We start from the raw sequence: 12,329 nt of genomic DNA on the forward strand, positions 1-12,329 counted from the left end.
TTTCCCCCCTATTTTATGTGGAAATGTCCCTCATAGAGAAGCAAAATATGTGCGTTCTTTAGGTTGCCAATTATAATACCAGGAACATGAGGTTTAAATATACTAACAACGATCCTTAGCATAGGACGAAGAATTTTGATCGAGATCGAGATCGATTGCTTAAAACTCAAGAGAAATTAATTAGTCAACCTGACAATTTAAACTTAAACTATGCTAAACTATTACTTAACTTTTAACAATTATAAATGGAGGGTTTTTAATAGCCTCCTTATTTTATTTTTTGCAATGTTGATTGCAGCACCCCAGGTGGTTTATGGCCAGTCCAAAACCATTACAGGGAAAGTAACCGATGCTGGTAATGGCATTCCACTCGTTGGAGCTGCTGTAAAAGTACAGGGCAGTGGAAACGGAACGAGTACCGATAGCCAGGGAGCATTCAGCTTGCAGGTGGCCAATAACTCGGTGTTGGTTATTACTTATATTGGTTACGATCCGCAGACTGTTTCCGTAGGAGATCGTTCTAATATCCAAATTAAACTGGTAGAAAACAGTAAAACCCTCAACGAAGTAACAGTTGTGGTGGGTTACGGTTCCATGAAGAAAAAAGACCTTACTGGGGCAATTACGCAAATTCGGCCAGATAAAATAGCTGATCAAAATCCGAATACCGTACAAGATATTTTACGTGGAACCCCAGGTCTAAGTGTCGGTTTTGATGCTTCCGCTAAGGGCGGTGGCTCCATTCAAATTCGCGGGATCCGTTCTGTTTACAGTGCGGGTGGCCACAATGATCCATTAATTATTTTAGATGGGACAATCTTTTATGGCGAATTTTCAGAGATCAACCCAGACGACATTGAACAGATCGATGTCTTGAAGGATGCCTCGGCTTCAGCAGTTTATGGAGCAAAATCTGCCAATGGCGTATTAATTGTAACAACTAAAAGAGGAAAGATCGGTAAACCAAAAATTAACTTTACCTCGAATTTTGGGATGGTAGAGAAGGCGGCAGACCGTGAAGTTTTTGATGGGGCAGGATATATGCAGTACCGGAAAGATTGGTATACAGCCCCTTCTTATGGGTTAAATGCGGCTACAGGCAACTACGAGCCTTATCAATCTACTTTCAAAACCCAACCTGGTTATTACGAGGAGCCTACTGATGCGAATTTAGCCAAATATGGAATTACATTGGCACAATGGAAGGCTTATACCAACAATCCCGCTGTAACAACTGATAACGAAATTTGGGCAAAGCGTTTACTGTTACAAAGCACAGTCTTAACCAACTATCTTGGTGGGCAAACATTCGATTGGTATAATCATTCGTTTCAAAAAGGTGTTAATCAAGATTACAACATTAGTGCTTCGGGAGCTACCGACCAAATGAATTATTATATGTCGGTAGGGTACTTATCGAACAAAGGCGTTGCGGTAGGCAATGAATATAGTGCAATTCGAGGTAATTTAAAGTTGGAAGGTAAGATTACCAAATGGTTGGAATTGGGAGCCAATGTGAACTTCCAGAACCGTACCGATGGTGATTTAGCAGTAGATTGGAGCAGACAAATCTTAAACAACTCTCCATTTGCTAATTATAGGGATGCTGCAGGAAATTTGGCAGTACATCCGATGGGAGATAACATGGTGAATAATTATGGTTATAACTACGATTTTAACCGTGGTTACCTGGATTTAGACAAAGGATTTACCGTATTGAATACCATTTTTAATGCCAAAATAAAATTACCACTAGGCATTAATTATTCATTTAACGGTTCACCGCGTTTCCAGTTTTTCCATGATCGGTATTGGGAGTCCGCCAGTCACCCAGACTGGAAAGGAACAAACGGCTTGGTTAACCGTGAGCAGGCTAAACGTTTAGATTGGTCGTTCAATAATACCCTAAGTTGGGAGCGTGAGTTTGCTAAAAAACACCGTGTAAATATTACCCTGGTACAGGAAGCAGAGAAAAGACAATATTGGCAAGATCGGATCGAAGCCCGTAACATCCTGCCAAGTGATGCATTGGGATATCACGAGACGTTGTTTGGGGATAAAAACTTAAGTCGTTTTGATTCAGATGATGTCAAAGAAACTGCTGATGGGATGCTTGCCCGTTTGTTCTATTCCTATAATGATCGATATATGCTGACTACATCGGTGCGTCGCGACGGTTACTCTGGATTTGGAGCATTAAATCCAAGAGCGACCTTCTTTTCTGCAGCGGCAGCCTGGACATTTACGAATGAAAGTTTCTTCAAATGGAAGGCTATGAGTAATGGTAAACTAAGAGTTTCGTGGGGACAAAATGGAAACAGACAATTAGCTAACCCGTACCTTGCTTTGGCTAATCTTGGGCTTGGGGGAGGAGCCACAGCTGGTTATATAGACAATAGCGGGAACCTCATTCAGTATAAGTATTTATTAATGGATCGTCTGGCGAATCCTGCACTTACCTGGGAAAAAACGGAGGCCTTTAATGCTGGTTTAGATTTTGGTTTTCTGGATAACCGGATTACTGGGGCATTCGACTATTACATCACACCAACGGTGGATATGATTATGTTAAGGTCTTTAGTAGATTTTACTGGATTTGGTAGCATCAATACCAATCTGGGAAAAGTAGAAAACAGAGGTTTTGAACTTTCCGTTAACTCGCAAAATATCAGAAATAAAAACTTTTCATGGAATACCACTTTTGGCATTTCTAAGTATAAAAATACCATCCAACACTTGTATTATGTATATGATAATGTAGTTGATGCAAATGGAAATGTGACTTCAACCAAGGAGAGGGACGATGTTGGGAACGGATGGTTTATTGGTCAGCCAATTGGTGCTATTTGGAATTACCGCGTAACTGGAATTTGGCAGACAAATGAGGTAGCAGAGGCCGCCAAGTATGGTCAGCGCCCGGGAGATCCGAAAGTGGCTAACTATTACACGGCTGATGATAACAACGGCGTTCCGGTTTATAATGACAATGATAAAGAGTTTTTAGGACAGACCAATCCTCCCATCATGTGGTCGCTACGCAACGACTTTACTTACAAAAACTTTAACTTCTCTTTTAATATGTATTCATATATGGGTCATAAAAGTTTAAGCGGTGCTTATTTGAACCAGGACAACGGTACATCTTTAGTAACCAACTTGGCCAACACCTGGCAAAAGGAATATTGGACGGTGAATAACCCTACCAACAATTTCGCACGTCTTGATGCCAGGGGCCCTTCGGGAGTTTCTGCTCCGGGTATGCTCTACGATCGTTCATTTATCCGTTTAGAGAATGTGACATTGGGTTATGTAGTACCAAATAGTATTACCAGTAAAATAGGGATTGATAAGCTAAAAGTATACAGTTCTGTTCGGAATGTTGCCGTATGGCAAAAAGATAAAAACTGGCAATATTGGGACATAGAAACAGGAGCTTTAGCACCTAGAATATACACATTTGGATTAAACGTAAATTTTTAAAGCAACAGCGATGAAAAGGAATAATTATAAACTAATCAAAAGAATATCGACTGCACTTTTAATATTTGCAGGCGTTACTACAACATTTTCAGGTTGTAAGAAATCGTTTTTGGAAGCAGAGCCACTGTCATTCTTCGAGCCAGGAGAAACATTTAGCACAAAAAGCGGCCTGGATGCAGCCATGGCAATTGCAGATCGTCACCTCCGTTCTTATTGGACCTTCTCTGGTTACACAGATTTAAGCCTTCCGATCAGTACCGAATATATGTTTTCGGATGTGAGTGTTGCCTCTAAAACGGATGATGGAAATATCTTTATTGATATCGCCACGCGACTTACTCCAACAGATATGCCAGAAAGATTAACGTATTTCTGGGGAGAAACGTACAATGGCATTAAGTACGCCAATACGATATTGAACTTTATAGATGCGGTAGAAGGTCTAGACGAAGCCACAAAAAATCAATACAAAGGACGAGCACTTTTCCACCGCTCGTGGCGCTATATGGCACTAACCTTTCAATTTAAAGATGTGCCTTTGATTACAAAGATTACCAAGGTAGTGAAGACAGGCTTCCGTAGTACGAAGCGAGAAGCGATATTGAAAAAAATTACTGAGGACATGGAACAGGCGGTGCAGTGGGTGCCGGATCAAAAAGACATGAGCTTAAAAGGCCTGGTAAACAAAGGCGCTTGTAGGCAGTTGCTGATAAAATGTTACCTGGCTACTGGACAGTACGATAAAGCAATTGCACAGGCTGATTTGTTGATCACTGGATCTGGTTATTCATTAGCCATGAACAACTTCGGTAGCTTTATTAATCCTTATCCAAATACTTTGCCTATTACCCGTAACGTGATATGGGATTTACACCGACCAGAGAATAAATCTGTGGGAGCCAATACAGAAGCTATTATGATTATGCCAAACCGTAACGGAACTGAAATGGCTATTAAAATGAATACCATGCGTAACTGGCTTCCATTTATGGACAACATTGGTTTAGCAACGCCAGATGCGAAACAAGGCATCAGATTTTTACCGGCATCCAATGCAAGTTATCGAGCTAATTTAGATTATGTGCACGCTATTGGAAGGGGTATTGCACATATTCGCCCTACTCATTTTGCACAAAGAGGTTTGTGGTATGTGAATGGGGTTAATGATGCCGGAGATTTACGCCATAATAGTGCGGTAGGTAACTGGATGGAGATGGAGGATCTTAAATACAATGATCCAAGCAGCACCTTTTTTGGACAGAATGTACGTTTGAGAAATGCTTCGGGTGGACTTCTCGTGGCTGATACCATTCGTCAATATTTTGCTTGGCCTCATTATAAATATTATATCGAAGATCCAATCGAGTCGTTAAATCCGAATGAGGTAAACCACCGTGGTGGCGCTGGAGATTTGTATCTTTATCGTTTGGCAGAAACCTATTTACTCCGCGCCGAGGCTAAATTTTACAAAGGTGATATTGCTGGTGCAACTGCCGATGTAAATAAAGTAAGAGAACGTGCTAAATGTACACAGCTGTACACCGCAGTAAATCTGGGCGATATCATGAATGAACGCGCTCGTGAACTGAACATGGAGGAATGGCGCTTTACGGAGTTAAGCCGGGTGTCATACTCTTTGGCACTAAGCGGTAAGGCTGATGAATGGGGCAATGTTTACACCGTAGAAAATTTAGCGAAGAACAGTTACTGGTACCAACGTATTCAGCATTATAGTGATTTCTATAATAAAGGGAAGGTGCAGGTAAGAGGTCGTTCTTACACCATGGCTCCGCATAATATCAGCTGGCCAATTCCTAATAACACCATCCGACTTAATGCAGGGTTTCCTCTTTGGCAAAATGAAGGTTATTCTGGCCATAATCCCGCTACCTTAAGATGGGAGACTTGGCAAGAGGCCGTTGCCGATGAAGATGTAACCAATTAGTTTATACCTCGCAAAAACCCTGGCAATTGTGCTAGGGTTTTTTTGTTCAACGCTGATAAACCCTTACATAATCTACTTCAAATCTATTAGGAAATTTCGTGTCTTGAAGTTCACCACCATTCATACCACCCATGGCCAGGTTTAACAACATGTAATGAGGTTGTTTAAAAGGATGTGTGTTACTGCCATCTTTGTTCACCAAGCGATCCATTGGTACGCTGAGCAGTAATTCATCATCTACAAATAAATCAATACTTTGCTCAGTCCAATCCATTCTCCAAATATGGAATTGTGAGGCCCACTCTTTACCGCCAAAAGCTGGAATTGTTTTGGTTACACTAAACCATTCTGCATGATATTTTTTAGCAGTACCAATGGCCACATTCGCCAGCATTTTGCCTGCATAATATTCCATGATATCAATTTCGCCATTCGACGGCCATTCGCCTGCATTGCCCAGGGTCCACCATGCGGGCCATAGGCCTGCACTTACGTCTATTTTACCACGCATTACAAAGCGACCGTACTGCCAGCTATGCATACCCCTGGTATTAATGCTAGAAGAGGTGTGGGTAATGGTTTCGCGACTGCTTTTCCAGTCTTTCGCCTCTTTGCGATACCTGGGGTTTGGTTTAGTTTCTTGCCGTCCTTCTATAATAAGCATCCCGTTTTCACACCAGGCATTATCTGGTTGATACCATTGTTGTTCCTGATTACGAACAAAGCCTTGTTCATGCCTCCAGTTATTGACATTGGGTTTTCCATCTTCATTAAATTCATCTGCCCACACCAGTTTATACCCGTCTTTTTGGTAAAGCAGTTTTGGATCTTCTTTTTGGGCAAAAACAGCTGTTGCCCACGCAGCATTTATTGCTAATAAAGAACAAAGATATTTGACATTCATAGTTTAGTTTTTAGGTAATAAACTGATGGTATAACTGTAACTGTATTTTTTATCGAGCAATAAATATTCCCGATGCGGATACGCACCCCAGCTATCATCACCACCCAACCCGCGTTGTTTAAGATCTATCGACAAGAACACCTGATTCCGTGGAGGCAGATCGGTAGGATGCTGCTGCTTTTTAGTTAGGCCCGGGTCTAGATCTTCTGTACTATGGTTAATAGCCGTAAAGGCAATAGGCTGCATTCCATCAACTTTAATTCCTTTGCCTGTTTCATCACTTAACGTAAACCATCTTACATCGGTTTTATTGCCACTTTCTTGCGGCCGGATGTAACCTTTGTAGAATTGATTCTCTACTTTATCCTCATACGTGCCAATAAAGGTTCCAAAATTGCGGTCTATATAGTTTTCGTGTGGGCCACGGCCATAATAGTTTAAAGTGTTGTATGATTTTGGTAAGGTAGTACGCATGCCAAACCGGGGTAGTTCAGGCAGTTCTCGTCCCGTCATATCTAAAGTAGCCGTTAATTTGATAGCGCCATCGTTTTGCAACAGGTAACTCACTTGATAGGGAACATCGATACTGGTTAGTTGCCAAATAACCTCAATGAGTAGTCCATCCTTATTTTGTTCGCCCACAGTTACGCTTTTAAGTTGTTTTTGCTGATGTGCCGCACGCCAAACGCCAAGGCGGGAGGGCATTTGATTGCCAAAGTCGTTGTCTGTAGGTGCTCTCCAGAAGTAAGGTTCTGGAAAATTATTAAATGAGCTGTTTCCATTGGTATATCGGGTAAATTTTGCCGATTTCAAATCGAACTCACCCGTTACATTTCCAGCACTAAAGCTTATTTTCTTGTCGTCTTTGCTAATGCTTAATTTGCTTGCAATTGTTGTTGGCTCTTTTGCAAAGTAATCTCCTGCATATTTAAACTGTTCTTTCGCAATTTCGGTGCCAAGTGGGAGCATTTCATCGTCTTTCCTGGTATAGGCATACACATTGAGTAGGTATTCTGTACCGGCAGCCGATTTATATTTCGGTAAGATTAAAGTGAATGTTTTGGTGTGATGAGGAGCCAGTTGAACATCAAAGTTGCCTTCATTTACTTTTTCACCGTTTTTTAACAGCTCCCAAGTAAATTTATACTCACTTAAGTTGGTGAAATCGAAGCTATTCTCAATGTCGATAAGCCCTTTGTTTAAGTCTTTTGCACTGAAAATTATCTGCTGGTAGATCTTTTTTACTTCATAGGCACCCGGATCTGGTGTGCGATCGGAACTAACAATGCCATCGGCAACTCCATTTTCATCATGTTGCAGGTAAAATCCCCCTAAATCGCCGCCATAAGCCCAAAATACCTTTCCATTTCCATCAACGGTTTTAATTCCTTGGTCTACCCAATCCCAAATAAAACCGCCCTGCATATTTTTACTTTTTCGCATAATATCAAAGTATGTTTTGAAATTCCCATTGCTATTGCCCATTGCATGGGAATATTCGCACATAATATAAGGACGGGTTTTAGTGGTGTCGGCTGCATATCGTTTCATATTTCCAATGCTTGGATACATAGGCGCAACAATGTCGGTATTCCAATCTTCGCCAGCCTGCTCAAATTGAACTAGTCTAGTATGATCCCTGTTTTTTATCCATTTATAGTTGTCGTGGAAAACCGGGCCATTGCCACATTCATTGCCGAGCGACCAGATAATAACCGATGCATGGTTTTTATCGCGCTCAACCATACGAACTGTGCGGTCTACCTGCGCAGCGGCCCATTCTGGAAGATAAGCAGGATGTTTGCTTTTATCAAACCATGCCTGAAACTCGGCACCCATCCCATGCGTCTCAATATTGGCCTCATCAACTAAATATAGTCCATACTGATCACATAATTTATACCAAAGCGGGTCATTGGGATAGTGAGAAAGCCTAACCGAGTTAATGTTTAATGCTTTCATCAATTTAATGTCTTTTAGCATCAATTCTTTTGTTGTAGTATGGCCAGTAACATCATCATGTTCATGTCTGTTAACGCCATGTACTGAAATGGCCATTCCGTTAACTAATAGTCGGGCGTTTTTAATCTCTACTTTACGAAAGCCAACTTTTGAGGCGGAAATTCCGGTAATGTTTCCGTTCCCATCGCGAAGGGTAATTACACAATCATATAGATTTGGTTTTTCGGCACTCCATTTTAGCGGGTTTTTGATCGTTGCTTTAAAGCTGACCGTTTGGATACTATCGGCAGTACTTTCAAAATCTTGCTGTTTTTGGTAGATATGTTTACCTGCTTTATCGAGTAGTGTTATGGCTAGGCTGCCTTTTTTAACGGTATTGCCATTAAACTTACGCAAATCAATGTCGGCGCTAAAAAGTCCATCAATATATTTTGTATCAAGATCTGCTTTGATGAAGTAATCCCAAATGGTAAGCTTTGGCATGGCCGTTAAATATACATCCCGTTCGATACCGCTTAAGCGCCAAAAATCCTGGTCTTCTAAATAGCTGCCGTCATGCCAGCGGAAAACCTGAACAGCCAGCAAGTTTTGACCTTTTTTAAGGTGTTTGGTAACGTTAAACTCTGCGGGTGTTTTTGATGCTTTGGTTATGCCCACTTTATAGCCATTCACATAAATAAATGCACATCCAGAAATAGATCCGAAATGCAGCAGTATTTCTTTTTCATCCCAATTATCGGGCACTGTAAAAGTTTTTCGATAAGTTCCCACAGGGTTGTTTGGCCCTATAAAAGGTGGATTCTTGGGGTGAGGGTAGGTAATATTGGTATAAATCGGAATTCCGAACCCATTCAGTTCCCAATTAGCGGGTACGCTAAGGTTTGCCCAGCCCGAATCGTCGAGCGTGGTTTTGTAGAAGTCGGTTCTGCGGTCCATGTATCGGTCGACATAATTAAATTTCCAGGTTCCATTTAGTGATTTGTAGTTTGGGGAGCTGGAATAATCATCGTTTAAGGCATCCTGTGCTTTGTTAAAAAGCATAAAGGAAACACGAGGTTTTTCTTTACAGGCATCAACTAGCTGTGGGTTTTCCCAATCGTTTTGTTGCGCTTTTATGGGCAGCATATTGAATAGGATAAGTAAAACAAGTAGTAAAAAAATTTTCATAGTTAATGATTTGATTGCAGCCAGGTTAACACTTGGATAGGGGTAGGGAGTTTGGTTGCTTTACCTTCTCCATCTACCTGTTCTACTTGCTGAACAAACAGGTCGAGCCGGCGCTTTTTCTTCCAAAGTAATACGTCATAGTTTGGTTCCCAGTCTCCAACACTTTCGCTGGTGAGATCGCTGATGACCCAAGTTGGTTTTTCGATGTTTTTAGCGGTAATAATTGATACTTTATTTGTTCTTTCTATATCTCTAAATATCAATGCTACTGCGGTGCTTTTCTTGTTTTTCCAAGTAACAAGCTGAGGTCGGGAAATCGGGATTTGTTTAGTGCCCATGCCGTTTAAAGTAAAGGGTGTTTTTCTGAAATTCAAATTCAGCACTGTCCATGTATCATTTAAATGGTATACTATATGATACTGCGGAACTATAGATTGCGGATCACGCCAGTACCCTGCTATAAAGGGATTACCTAAATCATCAGCATACATAGCCGTTTGGTTGATGAGTTCACGCTGTTGCGGGATTTTGAAGGCATACTCTGCATTCGCTTCGTTGATTGGTAATTGATAGGGCTCACTGTTGGATTTTTTCCAAGTTACTCCACCATCTTCAGATTTCGCATAACAGAGATCATGATTGCTGGCAACATCTGGACTTTCTCGCCATACCCAGGAAATGTGAATAGTCCCTTTTTGGTCAACTGCAGCTTGCCAGTAAGCATTGCGTTTTCCCTCACCATCAATTAAATTATCTTGCACCCGACTCCAAACACCTTTGTAAGAATCATAACGATTGATAACCAGATCGCCATTGCCCGATCCACCGTCGCGGTACAGAAATAAAATATCGCCATTAGCCAGTGCGTAAAATTCTGGGTAACTTACACGTTCTTCTTTTGCACCTACCATTTGTGTTCGAGATCCTAAGGTTAATGAGCCTGGAGCAATTGACTGGGCATAATTGAGTTTATTGTTATGCTGGCCCCATGCAATATGAAGGTAGCCTTTGCCATCTATGATAATACTGATAGATTTGTGAGCATCGGTAGCGTCGGCTTTATATTGCGTTCTAGATACGATCCAGTTTTCGCTATTGATTTGCCTCTTAGCTAGCACAACATATTGATCGGCGTCGTAATAACTGGTAAACTGGGTGTTTTGATAGGTTACCAATGCATTTTTCCTAAAGATAACCGTATTGACGGCGTTATTAGCCCAACCATTTGTAGCAACGGTTGTTATTTTAGCGGGCAGTTGCGCGTTGGCGGTGACCATTAAAAATAGCAGGGCTAAAAGACAACCTATCATTCTGCTAAACATCCTGAAATTATTTAAGTGTTAAAGTAATAACTGCGTGCGGAGGTAAGTTCACCAATAGCTGATCTTTCTCTTTTTTAGCGCCGTTAAACTTGCTTATTTTTACTTTGTCTGGATCCATAAAAGTATTATGATCATTTACTGCATTAGCAGTGAGGATAGTGCCTGTAGAGCTTGTCCATTTAAATGCCGATAAGTCGGTATTAACAGCTATGGTTTTATGCGCATCAAGGTTAACGAAGGAGATATGAATCACTCCGCTGCTGTCGATAGAAGCAGAGGCATTTACGGCTTTGATCTTTTTCCCGTCTAATTCATAATCGGGTGAAGTAAAGCTTAAATTTAATTGTTTGGCGTCGTGGTGAACCTTATACATATCGAATACATGATAAGTAGGCGTTAAAAGCATTTTGTCTTTTTCGGTAAGGATGAGGGCTTGGAGCACGTTGATGGTTTGCGCTAAGTTGGCCATTTTAACCCTGCTAGCGTGATTGTTAAAAATGTTTAAGGTTGTACCGGCTATCAATGCATCACGCAAACTGTTTTGCTGGTATAGAAATCCAGGATTGGTGCCCGGTTCTACATCTGTCCAAACTCCCCATTCATCAACCACTAATGCGATTCTTTTTTGGGGATCATATTTGTCCATTATTGCTTCGTGTTTTGATACGATCTCTTCCATTCTAAGGCAATTTTTCATGGTATTAAAATATTGCGATTCATCGAAGTTGGTGGCCGACCCTTTTTTACCCCAGTTGCCGGTTGGTAGGGTATAATAATGTAGGGTTAATCCCCACATATCTCCACGAATATTCTTCATGCAGGTTTCTGTCCAATTATAATCTTCGGCATTGGCTCCACTAGCTATTTTTTTCAGTGGAGCCCCCGTATAATTACGCGCATAGGTTGCATACCTTTTATATAGGTCTGAATAATACTGAGCGGTCATGTTGCCCCCACAGCCCCAGCTTTCATTTCCAACACCCCAAAAGGAGACTTTCCATGGTTTTTCTCTTCCGTTTTGTTTGCGTAAATCAGCCATTGGGCTTACGCCATCGAAATTTAAGTATTCTACCCATTTTGCCATTTCTTCAACGGTGCCGCTGCCTACGTTGCCCGCAATATAGGGCTCACATGCTAACATTTCGCAAAGCGCTAAAAACTCATGGGTCCCGAAGCTATTATCTTCTGTAACCCCGCCCCAGTTGGTATTCACCATTTTTGGTCTCAAAGGACTTGGGCCAATGCCATCTCTCCAATGGTACTCATCGGCAAAACACCCGCCAGGCCATCTTAGATTAGGGATCTTTATTTTTTTAAGCGCATCGACTACGTCGAGTCTGATGCGTCCTTTGTTAGGAATGGCCGAATTCTTGTCGACCCAAAAGCCATCATAAATACATCTTCCTAAATGTTCGGCAAAATGCCCATAAATATGCTTGCTAATCACCACCCCTGTTTCCTTTTCCACTTTTACGCTTAGCTCAGATTGGGCTGATGCGAAAAACGCATGTAAGAGCAATAAACTGCTAAAAACTACTATCTTCTTCAT

6 protein-coding genes are annotated in these 12,329 nt (G+C 41.3%); 2 read left to right on the forward strand and 4 right to left on the reverse strand.

Translation table 11 applies throughout. The features are described from left to right. Positions 1–210: 210 nt before the first annotated feature. Together BM207_RS14825 and BM207_RS14830 are read left to right on the forward strand one after the other, a co-directional pair. Positions 211–3,480 (forward strand): SusC/RagA family TonB-linked outer membrane protein, encoded by a 3,270-nt coding sequence (locus BM207_RS14825; protein ID WP_090995958.1) that lies wholly within the window; start codon positions 211–213, stop codon positions 3,478–3,480. A 10-nt stretch (positions 3,481–3,490) separates the two neighbouring features. Further along, entirely contained in the window at positions 3,491–5,425 is a 1,935-nt protein-coding gene (locus tag BM207_RS14830; RefSeq protein ID WP_090995961.1) for a RagB/SusD family nutrient uptake outer membrane protein, read from the forward strand. Positions 5,426–5,471: 46 nt separating this feature from the next. Here the strand turns inward: BM207_RS14830 and BM207_RS14835 are convergent, their stop codons facing one another. From BM207_RS14835 to BM207_RS14850, 4 genes are read right to left on the reverse strand one after another with little or no spacing between them, the layout of a single operon-like run. After that, a complete protein-coding gene (locus tag BM207_RS14835; protein WP_090995965.1) occupies positions 5,472–6,329 on the reverse strand; it encodes a glycoside hydrolase family 16 protein in 858 nt (285 codons plus the stop codon). Between the two features lie 3 nt (positions 6,330–6,332). Then, a complete protein-coding gene (locus tag BM207_RS14840) occupies positions 6,333–9,458 on the reverse strand; it encodes a beta-galactosidase, LacZ type (protein WP_218155061.1) in 3,126 nt (1,041 codons plus the stop codon). Between the two features lie 2 nt (positions 9,459–9,460). Further along, entirely contained in the window at positions 9,461–10,780 is a 1,320-nt protein-coding gene (locus tag BM207_RS14845; protein ID WP_090995968.1) for a BNR repeat-containing protein, read from the reverse strand. 7 nt (positions 10,781–10,787) lie between these two features. Continuing rightward, a complete protein-coding gene (locus BM207_RS14850) occupies positions 10,788–12,329 on the reverse strand; it encodes an alpha-N-arabinofuranosidase (protein ID WP_090996286.1) in 1,542 nt (513 codons plus the stop codon).

This window comes from Pedobacter insulae (genome assembly GCF_900113525.1).
GTDB classification, from domain to species: Bacteria; Bacteroidota; Bacteroidia; order Sphingobacteriales; family Sphingobacteriaceae; genus Pedobacter; species Pedobacter insulae.